20 protein-coding genes are annotated in these 17,236 nt (G+C 27.0%); 13 read left to right on the forward strand and 7 right to left on the reverse strand.

What is annotated here, in order from left to right; all coding sequences use genetic code 11:
• Entirely contained in the window at positions 1–1,437 is a 1,437-nt protein-coding gene (gene sufB / locus IQC44_RS06365; protein ID WP_198305509.1) for a Fe-S cluster assembly protein SufB, read from the reverse strand.
• Positions 1,438–1,661: 224 nt separating this feature from the next.
• Between sufB and IQC44_RS06370 the strand changes: the two genes are divergently transcribed.
• A complete protein-coding gene (locus IQC44_RS06370; protein ID WP_198305510.1) occupies positions 1,662–2,606 on the forward strand; it encodes a NifU family protein in 945 nt (314 codons plus the stop codon).
• Between the two features lie 77 nt (positions 2,607–2,683).
• Positions 2,684–3,319 (forward strand): CBS domain-containing protein, encoded by a 636-nt coding sequence (locus IQC44_RS06375; RefSeq protein WP_198305511.1) that lies wholly within the window; start codon positions 2,684–2,686, stop codon positions 3,317–3,319.
• An 11-nt stretch (positions 3,320–3,330) separates the two neighbouring features.
• Here the strand turns inward: IQC44_RS06375 and IQC44_RS06380 are convergent, their stop codons facing one another.
• Positions 3,331–4,578 (reverse strand): GGDEF domain-containing protein, encoded by a 1,248-nt coding sequence (locus IQC44_RS06380; protein WP_198305512.1) that lies wholly within the window; start codon positions 4,576–4,578, stop codon positions 3,331–3,333.
• A gap of 96 nt (positions 4,579–4,674) precedes the next feature.
• Here IQC44_RS06380 and argH point away from each other — a divergent pair, with 96 nt between their 5' ends.
• Positions 4,675–6,063 carry an argininosuccinate lyase gene (gene argH, locus IQC44_RS06385; protein ID WP_198305513.1) on the forward strand — a complete coding sequence of 463 codons (1,389 nt, stop codon included), beginning with the start codon at positions 4,675–4,677 and terminating at the stop codon, positions 6,061–6,063.
• A gap of 15 nt (positions 6,064–6,078) precedes the next feature.
• Here the strand turns inward: argH and IQC44_RS06390 are convergent, their stop codons facing one another.
• Both IQC44_RS06390 and IQC44_RS06395 read right to left on the reverse strand, forming a co-directional pair.
• Entirely contained in the window at positions 6,079–6,987 is a 909-nt protein-coding gene (locus IQC44_RS06390) for a chemotaxis protein CheV (protein ID WP_198305514.1), read from the reverse strand.
• A 63-nt stretch (positions 6,988–7,050) separates the two neighbouring features.
• Entirely contained in the window at positions 7,051–7,701 is a 651-nt protein-coding gene (locus tag IQC44_RS06395; protein ID WP_198305515.1) for a ThiF family adenylyltransferase, read from the reverse strand.
• 61 nt (positions 7,702–7,762) lie between these two features.
• On the opposite strand from IQC44_RS06395, the gene greA reads away from it, so the two are divergent.
• From greA to blaOXA, 4 genes are read left to right on the forward strand one after another with little or no spacing between them, the layout of a single operon-like run.
• The gene (gene greA, locus IQC44_RS06400; RefSeq protein WP_198305516.1) at positions 7,763–8,248 is read left to right on the forward strand and encodes a transcription elongation factor GreA; all 486 of its coding nucleotides are present in this window, start codon (positions 7,763–7,765) and stop codon (positions 8,246–8,248) included.
• A gap of 2 nt (positions 8,249–8,250) precedes the next feature.
• On the forward strand, positions 8,251–8,952 hold the full coding sequence (locus tag IQC44_RS06405; RefSeq protein WP_198305517.1) for a UDP-2,3-diacylglucosamine diphosphatase: 702 nt from the start codon (positions 8,251–8,253) through the stop codon (positions 8,950–8,952).
• 9 nt (positions 8,953–8,961) lie between these two features.
• Positions 8,962–9,951, forward strand: coding sequence for a virulence RhuM family protein/type II toxin-antitoxin system death-on-curing family toxin (locus tag IQC44_RS06410; protein ID WP_198305518.1), 990 nt, complete (start codon positions 8,962–8,964; stop codon positions 9,949–9,951).
• A 2-nt stretch (positions 9,952–9,953) separates the two neighbouring features.
• Complete coding sequence (gene blaOXA, locus IQC44_RS06415; RefSeq protein WP_198305519.1) at positions 9,954–10,721, forward strand: class D beta-lactamase; 768 nt, start codon at positions 9,954–9,956, stop codon at positions 10,719–10,721.
• Positions 10,722–10,723: 2 nt separating this feature from the next.
• Here the strand turns inward: blaOXA and IQC44_RS06420 are convergent, their stop codons facing one another.
• Positions 10,724–11,119 (reverse strand): hypothetical protein, encoded by a 396-nt coding sequence (locus IQC44_RS06420; RefSeq protein WP_198305520.1) that lies wholly within the window; start codon positions 11,117–11,119, stop codon positions 10,724–10,726.
• 82 nt (positions 11,120–11,201) lie between these two features.
• Here IQC44_RS06420 and uvrB point away from each other — a divergent pair, with 82 nt between their 5' ends.
• The 4 genes from uvrB to IQC44_RS06440 all read left to right on the forward strand — a co-directional run bounded on the left by uvrB (position 11,202) and on the right by IQC44_RS06440 (position 14,178).
• Positions 11,202–13,175 carry an excinuclease ABC subunit UvrB gene (gene uvrB, locus IQC44_RS06425; RefSeq protein ID WP_198305521.1) on the forward strand — a complete coding sequence of 658 codons (1,974 nt, stop codon included), beginning with the start codon at positions 11,202–11,204 and terminating at the stop codon, positions 13,173–13,175.
• 333 nt (positions 13,176–13,508) lie between these two features.
• Positions 13,509–13,691 carry a hypothetical protein gene (locus tag IQC44_RS06430; protein WP_198305522.1) on the forward strand — a complete coding sequence of 61 codons (183 nt, stop codon included), beginning with the start codon at positions 13,509–13,511 and terminating at the stop codon, positions 13,689–13,691.
• A 12-nt stretch (positions 13,692–13,703) separates the two neighbouring features.
• Positions 13,704–14,057, forward strand: a complete 354-nt coding sequence (locus IQC44_RS06435; protein ID WP_198305523.1) for a hypothetical protein — start codon at positions 13,704–13,706, stop codon at positions 14,055–14,057.
• Complete coding sequence (locus IQC44_RS06440; protein ID WP_198305524.1) at positions 14,041–14,178, forward strand: hypothetical protein; 138 nt, start codon at positions 14,041–14,043, stop codon at positions 14,176–14,178. The genes IQC44_RS06435 and IQC44_RS06440 overlap by 17 nt, the downstream gene beginning before the upstream one ends.
• A gap of 19 nt (positions 14,179–14,197) precedes the next feature.
• On the opposite strand, the gene nth is transcribed toward IQC44_RS06440, so the two are convergent.
• The gene (gene nth / locus IQC44_RS06445) at positions 14,198–14,845 is read right to left on the reverse strand and encodes an endonuclease III (protein ID WP_198305525.1); all 648 of its coding nucleotides are present in this window, start codon (positions 14,843–14,845) and stop codon (positions 14,198–14,200) included.
• The gene (locus tag IQC44_RS06450; protein ID WP_198305526.1) at positions 14,842–15,252 is read right to left on the reverse strand and encodes a hypothetical protein; all 411 of its coding nucleotides are present in this window, start codon (positions 15,250–15,252) and stop codon (positions 14,842–14,844) included. Before IQC44_RS06450 ends, nth begins: the two co-directional genes overlap by 4 nt.
• A 204-nt stretch (positions 15,253–15,456) precedes the next feature.
• Between IQC44_RS06450 and IQC44_RS06455 the strand changes: the two genes are divergently transcribed.
• Both IQC44_RS06455 and IQC44_RS06460 read left to right on the forward strand, forming a co-directional pair.
• A complete protein-coding gene (locus IQC44_RS06455; protein ID WP_198305527.1) occupies positions 15,457–15,612 on the forward strand; it encodes a helix-turn-helix domain-containing protein in 156 nt (51 codons plus the stop codon).
• Positions 15,602–17,230 (forward strand): hypothetical protein, encoded by a 1,629-nt coding sequence (locus IQC44_RS06460; protein WP_198305528.1) that lies wholly within the window; start codon positions 15,602–15,604, stop codon positions 17,228–17,230. Before IQC44_RS06455 ends, IQC44_RS06460 begins: the two co-directional genes overlap by 11 nt.
• The last annotated feature ends 6 nt before the right edge of the window (positions 17,231–17,236 follow it).

Here is a 17,236-nt window from a genome sequence, read left to right on the forward strand (position 1 = left end):
TTAACCCACACTTCCTTCTAGTGAAATATTTAATAACTCTTTTGCTTCAGCAGCAAACTCCATTGGTAACTCTTTTAAAACCTCTTTACAAAAACCGTTTACAATCATAGCAATTGCATCTTCTTCATCTATTCCTCTTTGATTTAGATAAAATAGTTGCTCATCTGAAATTTTTGATGTTGTTGCTTCATGCTCAATATTTGCACTACTATTTCTTATCTCATGATATGGATAAGTGTGTGCTTGACATTTATGTCCAATTAAAAGTGAATCACACTCAGAGATATTTCTAGCATTGTGGGCATTTTTCCCAACTCGAACCAATCCTCTATAAGCATTTACACCTTTCATAGCTGAAATACCTTTTGAGATGATTGTAGATTTAGTATTTTTCCCTAAATGTATCATCTTTGTTCCAGTATCAGCTTGTTGGGCTCTTGAAGTAAGTGCAACAGAGTAAAACTCTCCTACACTATTATCTCCTTGAAGAACACAAGATGGGTATTTCCAAGTTATACTTGAACCAGTTTCAACTTGTGTCCAAGATACTTTTGAGTTATCGCCTTTGCATAAAGCTCTTTTTGTAACAAAGTTTAGTATTCCACCTTTTCCTGTTTCATCCCCTGGATACCAGTTTTGAATAGTTGAGTATTTTATATGTCCATTTTTAAGAGCAACAAGCTCAACAACAGCAGCATGAAGTTGTCTATCATCTCTACTTGGAGCTGAACAGCCTTCATTGTAAGATACATAGCTTCCCTCATCACAAATGATTAAAGTTCTTTCAAATTGTCCTGTATTTAAAGCATTTATTCTAAAATAAGTTGATAATTCCATAGGACATCTTGTGTTTTTTGGAATATATACAAAACTTCCATCTGTAAAAACAGCACTATTTAAACAAGCAAAATAATTATCTGTTACAGGAACAACACTTGCTAAATATGTTTTTACAAGCTCTGGAAATCTATGTGCAGCTTCACTAATAGAGCAAAATATAATTCCTAATTTTTCAAGCTCTTCTTGGTAAGTTGTTTTAATAGAAACAGAGTCAAATACAGCATCCACTGCAACTCCTGCTAACATTTTTTGCTCTTCTAGTGGAATTCCTAGTTTTTCATAAGTTTTTAAAATCTCAGGATCAACTTCATCTAGTGAACCTAAGGCTTTTTTTGGTGCTGAATAGTAGGCATAATCTTGATAATCTATTTTTGGATATTGCAGGTTTGACCACTCTGGTTCTTCCATTTTTAGCCACTTTTCATAAGCTTTTAATCTAAATTCTAATAAAAATTCAGGTTCTTCTTTTTTTGCACTAATTGCTCTTATAACATCTTCATTTAAACCTTTAGCAAAGGTATCACTTTGAACCAAAGTTTCAAAGCCTAGTTTATAATCAGTGTTTATAATGTCATGTATTTGTTGGTTTTCACTCATGACTTCTCCATAAAAAATTTTAATATTTAAATAGGACAAGTTTTATCCTATTTGGAATAATATCTAAATAAGTATATAATGTAAAGGCATAAACTTAAATAAAGTAAAAAAAATATAATTAATTTTTATTTAGAAAGGCTTAAAATAGCTATTACAAAATTAAGACAAATCTTATCCTATTTTAAATAAAATATCAAAAATATAAAATAAATAACGGAATTTTTATGATAGATAACAAAGATATAACTTATTCAAAAAAAATAGAAAGTAGAATCGAAGACCCAAAAAATATTGGAGAAATTACAAGAGCTGAAGCAAAAGAGTTAGGCTGTAGATTGGTTGTTGCTGATTTTGAGACAAATGGAGCAGATACAATTAGAATGTATTGGGCTGTAAATAAAGATAATATTATTGTAAGAGCTAGATTTAAATCCTTTGCGGGTGGATTATTATTGGCTTTAAACGATATGATGACTGAATTATGTAGCTTTAAAAGTGTTGAAAAAGTGGCAAGTTTATTTAAAACAGATGTTGAATTTGCTCTTAGAGATGAACCTCAAATTCCAGCTTTAAGTATTACAGATTTACATGAAAAATTTACAAATTTTGTTGTCCTTAAAAAAGCTGCTTTAAATTCTGAAAAAAGAGATATGAGCGATTTTGAAGATGATTATATTGTTTGTGAATGTGCTAGAACTACTTTAAAAGAGATACAACAAGCAATAAGAGATTTTTCAATTACAACAGTTGAAGAAATAGGTAAGATTACAAAAGCTGGAATATTTTGCAAATCCTGTATAAAAGCGGGTGGTTTAGAAGAAAAAGAGATTTATTTAGTTGATATTTTAGAACAAACTTTAGCCCAAATTGAAGAAGAGAATAAACAAGAACCAAGTTATATGAATTCAGCTTTTGCAGAGATGACAAAAACTCAGAAAATAGAGTTAATAGAAGATGTTTTAGATGATGATGTAAGACCTATGCTTGTTATGGATGGTGGTAATATGGAGATTTTAGATATAGTTGAATCTGCTCCACATTATGATTTGTATATTAGATATTTAGGAGCTTGTAGTGGATGTAGTGCAGGAAGTATGGGAACACTATATGCTATTGAATCAATACTACAAAGAAAAATAGATGAAAATATAAGAGTTTTACCTATATAAAAATTATCTTTTGATAAGATTTAATAATAAAAAAAGCTATTTTTTACTATTATCTGTAAAATTGTAAAGGAATTAATATGTTCACGATATATAATAATGGAATAATAGATCATAAAAGTTCAACAGAAAATTTATATAATGTAAAAAATATTAGTGAAACATCTAAATTTACTTTTGATCCACAAGAGGATTCAATAAAAGATTTCAAACAAGAGCAAGGCAGAAATAACCAAAAAAAACAGCAAGAGCAATTTTTATCATCTTACAAAAAAATATCTCAAATAAACCAAGGAAATCAGTTTTTCTTTGTAAAAGATATTATGAGCCAAGATTTGTTGTATATTGATAATAGCCATACAATAAAAGAGGCTTATGAGCTTTTAAGAGATAAAAAAACTGCACAAATTCCTGTTACAACAATAGATAAGAAGATTGTAGGTTTAATTGATGCAAAATTTATTTTATCTTTATTGATACAAAATTTAGATCAACCAAATCTATTTTTAAATAGAAGACTAAGAGAAATTGCTTTTCCACAAATAATAACAACAACACCAGATGCAGAACTAAAAGATGTTGTAAAAATAATGTTTGATTTTGAAATAGGAACGATGGCTGTTGTTGATGAAGAAGGGACTTTGAAAGGAATAATTTCAAAAAGTTATATTTTTAAATCAATGTCATGTATTCCACAACTTGAAATTTGGAGTTAAAACTCCAAATTTTATAACTCTTCATTATTATCTAAATAGATAATATTTCTTCCTTGATTTTTTGATTTGTAAAGTAGCTCATCTGCTCGTTTTTTAGCCTCTAAAAATGTATCATATTTGTTTCTAAAACTAATTCCTGCAGAAAAGGTAATTTTTATTTTGTCTTTATTGTAGATAAAATCTGTATCTTTGATAGTGTTTTTTACTCTTTTTACATATCTTGAAACTTCAACTTCATCTTGATAATGGATTAAAGCTACAAACTCTTCTCCACCATATCTTGCTATAACATCCTCTTTCCTAGTCAAATCTTTTAAGATTTTTGCAAAACTTTTTAAAACAGCATCTCCACAAGCATGTCCATATTTATCATTTATATCTTTAAAATGGTCAATATCGTAGAATACTATTGCAAAATTTGAGTTAAATACTTGATATTTTCTCTCCATTTTTTCAACTTCATAATCATAAGCTCTTCTATTTAATAATGAAGTTAGATAGTCGATTTGATGCTCTTCTTTTACTAAAACTAGCTCTTTTTGAAGCTCTTCAATTTGTTTATTTAAATAATCAAATCTCTCTTTATTTTCTGATAAAATTTGTTTATTCTCATTTAAAGCTGCTTCAATTTTAAAAATAGTATCAATTAATTTTTTTTGAACAATTCTTAATTCTCTATGTGAAAATTTTGATATGTCAAGTGCTACTAATTCATCTTTTATTTTGATAATTTCTTCATTTGAATTAACTCCATCAGTTAATGTTTTATCAAAATATCTACTCATTAAAGATGTTAGTTTCATGATATCATCAGTTTTTTCTTTTAAAACTTGTCTGTCGTTTGAAACTCTTTGTTTTGATAACTTTTTTAATGTTTTGATTGAGTTTGAAGATGTTAAATCACTTGGTTTTTCTAATAATTTTGATATAAATTTTTCAATTTCTTCTAGCATATCGAAATTTACAGAAGGTTTTAATATATCATTTAGTGCAACAACTAATTTTTTTAAATCATCATTTGAAGTTCTTTTTTGTAAAATTTTTGCCAAATCATTATAAGATTTTATCTCTAAATCCTCTTTTTCAGATTCGCTAATAGAGTTTTTTATGATTTCAAATAGATTAAATTCTTCTAAATGTGTTTCATATTTCTCAGATTCTTCTTTGAATCCTATAAAATAATTTTCAGGAGTAGTTGCTATTCCATTTTTTGCTAGATTTGTAAGTGTATTTTTTGTTATATCTTTAATATTTTTCAAACTAAAGCCTTAAAATTGTATAAAAGTCTTAGATTATAACCTTTTATGATATAATAAAACCTTAATATATCAATAAAAACCAGTAGGAATTACTAAATGACACAAAAAAATAACCAAATTTTAAAAAACACAAATGCACAAATTTTAGATGAGTTTAATGCTTCAATAATGTTTGATAAAGAGCTTTACAAACAAGATATAAAAGGTTCAATTGCTCACTCAAAAATGTTGGCTTTACAAAATATAATAAATATTGATGAACAAAAATCAATAGAAGATGGATTAAATCAAGTTTTAAAAGAGATTGAAAGTGGAGAGTTTAAATTTTCATTAGCTTTTGAAGATATTCATATGGCGGTTGAAAATAGACTAACTGAAATTATTGGAGATGCAGGAAAAAGACTTCATACAGCAAGAAGTAGAAATGACCAAGTTTGTACAGATTTTACACTTTATGTTCAAGAAAAAACTTTAAGCATAAAAGAGCAGTTAAAAACTTTGATAGAGACTTTTGTAAATCTTGCAAACAATCACACAAAAACTTTAATGCCAGGAATGACACACTTACAACACGCACAACCAATAAACTTTGGGTTTCATATGATGGCATATGCAAATATGTTTAAAAGAGATTTTGAAAGATTTGAAAGTTCATATCTTAGAAACAACTACTCACCACTTGGAAGTGCAGCCTTAGCTGGAACTCCGCACCCTATTGATAGATTTAAAACAGCTGAACTTTTAGGGTTTAAAGCACCATCACAAAATGCTATGGATACAGTTTCAAATAGAGATTTTGCACTAGAAATTTTGTTTAATATCTCTACAACTATGATGCATATTAGTAGAATTTCTGAAGAGCTTATTTTATGGTCTTCTTATGAGTTTGGTTTTGTAAAAATGAGTGATATGTATGCAACAACAAGTTCAATTATGCCACAAAAGAAAAATCCAGATGTTCCAGAACTTCTAAGAGGAAAAACTGGTCGTGTTTATGGAAATTTAATCTCACTTTTAACAGTTATGAAATCACTTCCACTTGCATATAACAAAGATACACAAGAGGACAAAGAGGGAGTTTTTGATTCAGTTGCTACTATTGAAATTTCACTTAGTATTTTAAATGAAGTTATAAAAACTATGATTGTAAATGTTGATTCTATGAGAAATGCTTGTAAAGTAGGGCATTTAACAGCAACTGATTTGGCTGATTATTTGGTTCAAAAACTTAATATGCCATTTAGAACTGCATACTATATTACAAAAGATGTTGTAAGTTTTGCAAATAGTTTAAACAAAGATATAAGTGAGTTAAATATATCTGAGATTAGAAAATCATCAAAAGAGCTTGAAAATATAAATGAAGAGATAGTATCTTATTTAAATTTAGAAAATTCTATGAATAGTAGAAACTCTTATGGGGGAACTTCTACAAAACAGACAGAAATTCAAATTGAAGAGTTTAAAAAGTGGTTAAGTATGTAAAATAGAGGTTTTCCTCTATTTTATAAGAAATCTTCTAGTTAAATCATATAGAGTATTAATATCTGTTTTTCCAACAAATCCTTCAACCCCTATTTGTTCCATTTTCCCTCTAACAGCATCTGTTGTCATAGATGAATTTACAATTACTGGAATATGTTCAAATTTTTTATTATTTTTTATATAAGATGCAACTTGATAACCATCAGTTCCAGGCATTTCTATATCTGTTAAAACCATACCTATTTGTTCTGGATTTAATTCATCCAATCTTTGAATAAGTAGAGTTCCATTTGCATAAACTTCATATTTAACACCAGTTTGTTTAAAGAATTTTGTTAAAACTTCTCTAGCAACTCCTGAATCTTCAGCGGCTAAAATAACTTTTGATGATTCAATTTTACCTTCAACATATTTTCTAACATCATCTTCGCCATCATCAGTCCATTTAATATCTCTTAAAAGTTGTTCAGCATTAAAAACTGTGCAAAGTTCATCTTTATTGTTTACTTTTACATAAGTTGTATAAGTAATTTTTGAATTTGTCTCTTCTGTATGTCTTAATTCTTGAGTTGTTTTTTCTACAATATCAAGCATATCTTTTATTAGAAAACCAATTTTTTTGTGGTTAAATTCACAAAAAATAATTAATTTATAATCCTTAATATCCAAAGGTGTAAGACCTAGCCAAGCATCAAGATTTATTAAAGTAACTGGTTCACCTCTAATTGTTGCAATTCCAGCAATAATATCTGTATCTCTTGGAGTATCATTTATTGCTACTTCTTCAGTAATTATGAAAGCTTTAACCTTTGCTATATTGATTGCGTAAATATTATTATGACCAGTGTAAAATACTGCTAATTGTTGAACATTTCTTAAATGTCCTTGTGTCATTTGCTCAACACTACCACTAATACCGCTCATGTAAATCCTTTTTAAAGTATAAGTAAAATATTATATAAGTTTTAAACTTTGACTAAGTTTAAGTTATTTTTGCAATTTCTTTACTATTTTTTGAATAGTAACAGATGCCATCATTAGTCCAAAAGATGCTGTAACACCTTCAAAACTACCTTTATCTACACATAGAGGAACTTCAGTTGAAAAAATTACTTTAAATTTTTTCTTAAAGCCTTGTTTCTTTAGCTCTTCTCTTACTTTTTTTATAAACTTATCATTATAAGTTTCCCAAATAGATTTATATTCTATTTTTGTAGGGTCAATTCTTTTTGCTCCGCCACCTGTACTTATAATCTTTGTAAAGTGTTTTTTTATTAAATGTACTTTTGGTTTTACATCATCAATTGCATCAAGTATATAATCATAAGATGAGAAGTCAAAATTATCTATCCATTCTGGTGTAACTTTTGCACAAATAGCAGTTACATTTGGATATCTATCTTTCATCACTTCTACTTTTACTCTACCTATATTTCCGTGACTTCCTAATTGTCTATTTTGATTTGAAGGTTCATAAGTGTCAAAATCAACGATTGTGATATTTGTAATTCCTGTATTATATAGAGCATCTAAAGCAAAACTTCCAATTCCACCAACTCCAAAAATAATAATTTTTGTCTCTTGGAATTTATTAAAAGCTTCTTCTCCAAAAAGCATTTTCGTTCTATTATATTGCATATTTAAATCTTCTTTACTAATTTTTGGCTATTATAACACAAAAATATTTATGGGAGATGTTATGGATAAAGAGCCAATGACACTTGCTGGGTACAATAAAGTAACAAAAGAGTTGGAATTTATAAAGTCAGTTGAAAGACCAGAAACTGTAGTTGCACTAGATGAAGCAAGACAATTAGGGGATTTAAAAGAGAATGCCGAATATCATAGTGCAAAAGAGAAATTAAAACTTCTTGATGTTCAAATAGCTGAATTAAGTAATACTATTTCAAAGGCTGTTATTGTTGATCCTTCTGTTTTACCACACGATAGAGTAAGTTTTGGTTCAACGATTGATTTAGTTGATGTTGAAAGTGATAATGAATTTACTTATACTATTGTTGGGGGAGTTGAATCAAATGTTGAAAAAGGTTTAATCTCTTTTAACTCTCCTTTAGCAAAACAGCTTATGGGAAAAGTTGAAGGTGATGAGTTTAATGCAACACTACCTGGTGGAACTAAAACTTTTGAAGTTTTAAAAATATACTACAAAGAGTTAGAGCTATAAGCTTGAATCTTATATTGAAAGAGGGGGCTATTTTTATAGCTGACTCTCACTACAACAGCAAAAATCAAGAGTTTAAAAGAATTTTAGAAAAATTAGAAAAAAAAGAGTTAGATTGTTCTCAAATATTTTTAATGGGCGATAATTTTGATTTTTTATGCTACGAAATAACATATTTTAAAGAACTAAACAAAGATATGATAGAGCTTTTAAATAGGATTTCAAATAGCTATGAGATAGTTTATTTAGAGGGAAATCACGACTACAACTTACAAAAACTTTTTCCAAAAATAAAAGTAATAAAAAGAGAAAATCAACCTTTTATCTTAGATTTTGAAGATAAATATATAGCACTTTCTCATGGTGATAATTTTATAGATTGGAAATATGAACTATTTTGTAAGATTATAAGAAATAGTGCTTTTTTAAAGTTTATGAATTTTATAGATATAAACTTTTTTATATCAAAAAAGATAGAAAAAGCTTTGGAAAATAAAAATATTTGCCATGATTTACACTATTTTGAAGAGCTTGTGAAAAAAAGAGTAAAAAATTATAGTGAAGATATTATAGTTGAAGGGCATTATCATCAAGGTAAATCTTATAAAATAGGAAATCAAGATTATATAAATATTCCATCTTTAGTTTGTCAAAAAAGTTATACAGTTTTTAGGGGTGGGGAGTTTGAGAATGTTGGGCTTTTTTAAAGGATGAATATGGAAAATCAGATTGTAATTTATGAAGATATAAATGGAAAAATGGAACTTAAAGTTTCTGTTGAAAATGAAACATTATGGCTTTCTCAAAAGCAATTAAGTGAGTTATTTGGTGTAGAAATAAATACAATAAATTATCATATAAAGAATATAATTAAACAAAAAGAGCTTGATAAAAATCCAACTATTCGAAAAATTCGAATAGTTCAAAAAGAGGGAAATAGGGAAGTTGAAAGAGAAGTTGAACATTATAATTTAGATATGATAATTTCAGTTGGATATAGAATTAATTCAATTACGGCTACAAAATTCAGACAATGGGCAACAAAGATTTTAAAAGATTATCTTATAAATGGATACTCTATAAATGAAAAAAGAGTAAAAGAAAAAGGACTTAAAGAGCTAGAGAAAACAATAGAGTTATTAAAAGATAATATTTCAAAATCCCAATTAGAGTTAAACGAAGCAAAAGGTTTGCTAGATGTAATTTTAAATTACTCAAGAACTTGGACACTTTTACAAGGTTATGATGAAGACTCTTTGAAAATAGATTTTGTACCAAAGGAGGCAAAATTTATATTAGATAGTGATGAAGCAAAAAATTATATAGCACAACTAAAAGATGAACTTATCAAAAAAGGCGAAGCAACAGAACTTTTTGGAAGAGAAAAAGCAGGAGAATTTGAAGGAATTTTAAGAAATATTTATCAAACTTTTGGTGGAGTTGATTTGCTAGAGAGTGTTGAAGAAAAATCTGCAAATTTGCTTTATTATATTATCAAAGGACACCCTTTTAATGATGGAAATAAAAGAATAGGTGCTTTTATGTTTATACTTTTTTTGAGTAAAAACAATATGCTATATAAATCAAATGGGGAACTCAAAATAAATGATAATGCTTTAGTTGCACTATCACTTATGACTGCAAAAAGTGAACCAAAACAAAAAGAAACTATTATAAATCTAATAGTGAATATTTTGCAAGGTTAGAAATGATTAAAAAAATATTTATATTTAAAATAGCAATAGCTTTTTTAGTAAATTTACTAGCAAATGACTTAGAGCTTGAAAAAATATTTCACAAATATGAAGCTGATGGAACAATAGTAATTAAGTCTTTAGATGAGAAAAAAGTATATATTTTCAATGAAAATAGAGCAAAAATATTTTTTTCTCCAGCTTCAACTTTTAAAATACCAAATAGTTTGATAGCCTTAAATGAAGGAGTTGTGGATAAAAATTCTGTAATAGTTTGGGATAAAAAAATAAGAGAATATGAACCTTGGAATACAAATCAAACTTTGAAAAGTGCTTTTAAAAACTCTTGTGTTTGGTGTTATAAAGAGTTTGCTTTAAAAATTGGGTTTGAAAAATATAAAAAATATTTGAAAATACTTGATTATGGGGATAAAAATATTGGTGTTAATATAAGCGATTTTTGGCTTGATGAAAGCTTGAAAATTAATACTTTTGGTCAAGTAGAATTTTTAAAAAAATTGTATAAAAATGAATTACCTTTTAAAAAAGATGATATAGAAGTTTTAAAAGATATTATGCTTGATGAAAACAGTTTGGAGTATAAAATTTTTGCAAAAACTGGTTGGGAAGGAAAATATGGCTGGTATGTTGGCTTTATAGAAACTAAAAATGATGTCTGGTTTTTTGCTACAAATATTGATACAAAATCAAAAGATGATTTAGGCAAAAGAAAAGCTATAACTTTGGAAGCATTAGAAATCAAAGGAATTTTAAAGAGATAGTTTTAACTCAACTCTCCAAAATTAACAAAAGCACCTTCAATACTTGGGATTGTTTTATATGAAGTTTTTGTAAGTCTCATTTTTCTTGTTTTTAAATCACAAATTGCAATTCTAAAACTAGCACCAATATTTGGCTCAACTACACAAATAATCTTGTCTTCAATTTGTCTAGTTGCATAGATAGTTCCTTGTAAATCTTTGAAAAAATATTTTGGATATGAAAGTGGAGTTATCTCAACTATATCAATCTCATTTGGATTTTCAAGAGTAGAAACTATTTGCATAGCTTCATCATAACTATCAAAATATATACACCACTCATCAAATCTTTTGTTGAAATTTACCAAATCTTCATCTAAAAAACCACCGATATGGGACTGTAAAGCAAAAATAGACACAAAACACCTTCTTAATTTTTAATATATTTTAAGCTTATTTCGATAAATTCAAGCTTTTAATTTAGAATATATAGGAAAAAATTTGGCAAAATTTGAAGTAGTAAGTGATTATTCTCCAGCAGGAGATCAGCCAAAAGCTATAAAAGCTTTAAGTGATAGCATAGAAAAAGGAAATCAATATAACACTTTATTGGGAGTAACTGGAAGCGGAAAAACTTATACTATTGCAAAAGTTATTGAAAAGGTGCAAAAACCAACTTTAATTATGACTCACAACAAAACTTTGGCAGCCCAGCTTTATAGCGAATTTAAACAATTTTTCCCAAACAATCATGTTGAATATTTCATCTCTTACTACGACTACTATCAGCCAGAAGCCTATATTCCAAGAAGCGATCTGTTTATAGAAAAAGATAGCTCTATAAATGATGAATTAGAGCGACTTCGTCTTAGTGCTACTGCATCACTTTTATCTTTTGATGATGTTATTGTAATCGCTTCTGTTTCAGCAAACTATGGTTTGGGAAATCCAGCAGAATACAAAGCCATGGTTCAAAGAATAGAAGTGGGGTTTGAATATAATCAAAAAACATTTTTGCTAAAACTTATAGAGATGGGCTACAAAAGAAATGATAAGTTTTTTGATAGAGCTGATTTTAGAGTAAATGGCGATGTAATCGATATTTTCCCCGCTTATTATGAAGATGAGTTTATAAGAGTTGAATTTTTTGGTGATGAGGTTGAAACTATTTCAAAACACGAATATTTGACAAATGAAAAGATAAAAGAGTTAAAAGAGATTATTATTTATTCTGTTAATCCCTTTGTTGTAACTTCTGAAAATCTAGCACGAGCTGTAAAACAAATAGAAGAAGAACTTGAAGATAGGCTAAATTTCTATCAAAAAGAGCAAAAATTGGTCGAATATCAAAGGCTAAAACAAAGAGTTGAGTTTGATTTAGAGATGATTGAAGCAACTGGAATGTGTAAGGGAATTGAAAATTATGCAAGACATTTAACAGGACTAAAACCAGGAGAAACTCCGTATTCTTTACTTGATTATTTTGCACAAATGGACAAAGATTTTTTACTTGTTGTTGATGAATCGCATGTATCTTTAAGTCAATTTAGAGGAATGCATGTAGCTGATAGAAGTAGAAAAGAGGTTTTAGTGGAGTATGGATTTAGACTTCCAAGTGCTTTGGATAATAGACCACTTAAATTTGAAGAATTTATAAAAAAAGCTCCCAATTATGTTTTTGTAAGTGCAACTCCAAATGAGTTAGAACTTGAACTTAGTTCTGTTGTTGCAGAGCAAATTATTCGACCAACTGGACTTCTTGATCCAATAATTGACATTATAGATAGTGAATTTCAAGTTGAAAAACTTCACGATGAGATAAAAAAAGTTGTAGCACTTAATCAAAGAGTTTTGGTAACTGTTTTAACAAAAAAGATGGCAGAAGAGTTGGCAACTTATTATGCAGATTTAGGAATAAAAGTAAAATATATGCATTCTGAAATAGATGCAATTGAAAGAAATCAGATTATACGAGAACTGCGACTTGGAACTTTTGATGTATTAATAGGAATAAATCTTCTTAGAGAAGGGCTTGATATTCCTGAAACTTCTTTGGTGGCAATACTTGATGCTGATAAAGAGGGGTTTTTACGAAGCAAAACTTCACTAATACAAACTATTGGAAGAGCAGCAAGAAATGAAAATGGAAGAGTGATTTTATTTGCCAAAAAAATCACAGCTTCTATGCAGTTTGCAATAGATGAAACAAATAGAAGAAGAAAACTTCAAGAAGAGTTTAATACTCTTCATAACATAACTCCAATATCAACAAAAAGAAAACTAGACCAAAACCTAAAAGTTGAAGAGTACGATACAGTTGCACTAAAAAAACAGCGACTTGAAAAAATGCCAAGTAGTGAGAGAAAGAAAATCTTAATCGAACTAAATAAACAGATGAAAAAAGCTGCAAGTGATTTGAATTTTGAAGAGGCAATAAGACTTAGAGATGAGATAGCAAAATATAAGGATATGTAAAATTATTTTTTTGGATATAATAAAATATATTTAAAATAAAAGGGGGAGTATAAAATGAAAAATTTTAAGATAAGCATAAAACAAGCAGTTTTTATTATTTTTACAATTACTGTTTTATTATTTCTCTCTTTAACTCTTTTGACACAATATTATTTTTAAAAGAAAATTATTGAAGAATCAACAAAATCTGTAATCGAAAAGGTATCACAAAATATAGCTGTTAGATTAAAAGTTATTGAAGATAGAGTAAAAAATGGTATTAATTTAATAGAGCTTTTTGATGAAGAAAAAATAGTACTCAAGCAAGGTAAACTACATCCAAGCACAAAAAAAATGGCTATTTTTATGGAGAATAATCCTTTTTCACTAGCACTTTATTATGGTTATAAAAATGGAGATTTTTTTGAAGTTATAAATATAGATATAGACAAAAATATCAATAATGACTTAAAAGCAAGAGAAAATGAGACTTGGCTGGTAGTTAAAATTATAAATAAAGATGGAAAAAGAGTTTGATATGAAGAGTATTTGGATAAAGATTTTAAGCTCTTAAGACAAGAGATATTAGAAAATTTTACTTACAATCCTGCACTTAGACCTTGGTATAAATTAGCAATAAATAATAGCCAAATTGTAAAAACAGTTCCATATTTGTTTGATAATATTAAATCATTGGGTATAACTTATTTCCTTACTCCAAAAAGTGAATCATTTAAAGAGTTTGAAGAAAAAATAATTTTTGGTTTAGTTGCAACTGTTGTATTTTTCATACTAATGTTGCCATTTGTAGTATATTTGATAAATCTATTAATAGAACCAATAAAAGAGTTAATAGATGAAAATCAAAAAATAATAGATAAAGAATATGAGACATATAGATGAAGATGTTTTTAGACTTTTTATAGAAGAAGAAATATATTTGAAGTATGCAAAAAACTATCTAAAAAAAGAGCAGATAGATTTGGATGGAATTGAAGAAGTTTTAAAAAATATTTATCTTTAAAACTTCTAATCTATAAGAATTAAGCAGGTTTAAAACTCTGCTTAGTTTTGCAAACTTGCGGAAAATAGCACTTATCACACTCAGGTTTTATGGCTTTGCAAATATATCTTCCAAACAAAACCATAGCTTGATGAAAAATATGTAAATCATCACCTTTTAGTTTTTTTACTAAATCAGCTTCAGTTAAAGTTACATTTTTTGCATCACTAAGCCCTAATCTATGAGAAACTCTAAAAACATGAGTATCAACAGCCATAAGGTTTTCTTGTTTGAACTCAATCATAAAAACATTTGCAGTTTTATTTCCAACACCTGCAAGTTTCATAAGCTCTTTTTGATTATGTGGAATTTCTCCATCATAGTTTTCAACAACACTTTGAGCCATTTTTATAATATTTTGGGCTTTGTTGTTGAAAAAAGAGCAAGAGTTGATTAGTTTTTTTACATCATCAAGATTTGCAAGGCTTAAGCTAAAAACATCTGGATACTTTTCAAAGAGTGCAGGAGTTATAATATTTACTCTTTTATCTGTACATTGAGCTGATAAAATAATAGCTATTAAAAGTTCATAATCATTTTTATAGTTTAGTTCTGTTTCAGCATTTGAGTAGTTTTCAATAAATGCTTGTTTTATTATCTCTATATCTTGTTTTGTTGCTTTTTTCACTTTTTAAAACACTCTTCTTTAAGATTTGAGAAATTCACAAAAATATACTCATTTTTAATTTTATTTATCTCAACATTGTTTAAAGTACATAAAAATTCACTCTCTTCTTTTAAAACTGTATATGTAAATTTGTAGATGAATTTATCTTTGCTGCTTACAACTTTATTGTTTAAAAGCTCATAATCTAGGCTTTTTATGTTGTTTTTATACTCTTGTTCATATTTTTGTTTAAACATATTTGGAAGAAGATTTTCACTTTTATATTCATAGTACAAAAATCCACAAGTAGCTATAAAAATAGTTACAAGAAGTATATAAAACTCCTTTTTTTCAAATTTTTCATTTACTTTATATATTACAATCGTTGCAATTACTAGTAAAATAGCTATAGTAATAATTACTTGCATTTAAAACCTTTTTTTATAATAAGTTTTGATTATATCAAAGCTTTGCAAAATGTTTTTTAAATTTTAGTTTTTAAAATTTTTAATACTAGCTTTTAAAGTATTTGCACTCTATGTAAAATACAAACTTAAGTTAAATTTTTATAGAATTCATACTTTGAATATTAATAGAAGATTAATAAAACTACATATTAGGGAAACAAGAATTTGCAAGAGTTGGATTTAAAGATATTAAGAAGACTAGACAAAACTACTAGAATAAAAGAAAAAATCAATCTTACAAAACTATTTATAAAAAGAAAAAAAGCTGAATATGAAGAGCTTCAGGCTGAATTAGAAAAAACTTATAAATATGAGCAATAATATGTGCTCACATCAAAATTGTAATTTAAAACCATACAAAACTTTAGAAAAATGTGTATTGCATTGCTCTAAAAATGATTATCAAAATGATAGAAGTAGTGGGCTTTTATCTGAATTTTATAAAGAGTTAAAAGAGTACACTTTAAATGAAATTTTTAAAGATAGTGATTTCTTAGATAAAGAAATTGATAAACAACTTTCAAGAGATGATATAAAAAAGTATTTAGATAAAGATTATTTTCCAAAAATAGAAGATTTAGATTATGATGATACAAATAGAAAAATCTATTTTAAATTAAAATTATCACAAATTTATTTCTCAAACATACATTTTCCAAAAAGAGATAGTAGAGATAGATTTGATTATCAAAAAATCTTAAATCTTTTTGGGCAAATTCATTTTGATTATTGTGAGTTTTATTTATCTTCATTGGACTTAAAAGGCACGGAACTATTTTTTCAAGATTGTACTTTTCATAGAAGATGGAGCTTAAAAGATTATAATGTTTTAGAAAATATAGATGATGTGATATATCAAACCTGTATATTTAAAGATGAAATTTCAAATTACTCTCCAGATGAAAATAAAAAATATTATAAAATTAAATCAAATCAATTTGACTATACTTGTAAATTTGAAAAAAGTTTAAATTTACGAAATGTTAAATTTGATGGATTGTTATTTAGTACAGCTCAAGGAAATTATTTAGAAGAAAAGCTAAAGATAGAAGAAGTAAGATTAGAAAATTGTGTTTTTAATAGTAAAGTGATACTCAATAGATTTAAAATAGACAAATTTACTATTAAAAATACAATATTTAAAAATAAATTTGAATTTAAAGAAAACTATATAAAAATGTTAGAAATAGACAACTCAAATTTCAAAAAACTCACAGATTTTTATTCTTCAAAATTTGAAGAATTTAGAGTATTCAAAAGTATTTTTGATGATTTTGTGGGATTTGAAAAGTGTGAGTTTGGTAGTAAAAATATAATAGATGAAAAACATATAGCAAACTTTACTTATGCTACATTTTTAAATTTTGTTAATTTTAGAAATACTATATTTTATAGTGGATTAAATCTTGAAAATACAAATCTAAAAGAGACACCAAACTTTTTAAAAAGCAGTATTGAGTTAAAACATACAAATAGAGAAACTATAAGAATAGTAAAACACTCATTTGAAAAAATAGGAAATACAATAGAGGGAAATAAATATTTTTCAAATGAGATGACAAAATACAAAGAAGAACTGCAAAACAAAAGTTGGAAAAATCATTTTCAAGAAAAGATAGTTTTTTATACAAATTATTTTATATCTGATTTTGGACAAAACTATATAAAGCCTATTTTTTTAATTGTAGTTCTATCTATTTTGCATTATTTTATTTTGCTTGGTTATGAAAATAATCTACTTTATAAAATATACGAACCTGCAAATCAAACTTTGAGTGCTATTTCAAATTTTTTAAACTCTATTGCAAAAAATATATTGCCTTTTAAAAGTTTATTAAAAGATGGTATGGAGTTTTTGAGTTTGTTGTTTGGAATAGCTTATTCTGTTTTGATTTGGCTTACTATAGTGGCTGTTAAAATGCATACGAGAAGGGGATAATTCTAT

This window comes from Arcobacter vandammei (assembly GCF_016106035.1).
Lineage (GTDB): Bacteria > Campylobacterota > Campylobacteria > Campylobacterales > Arcobacteraceae > Aliarcobacter > Aliarcobacter vandammei.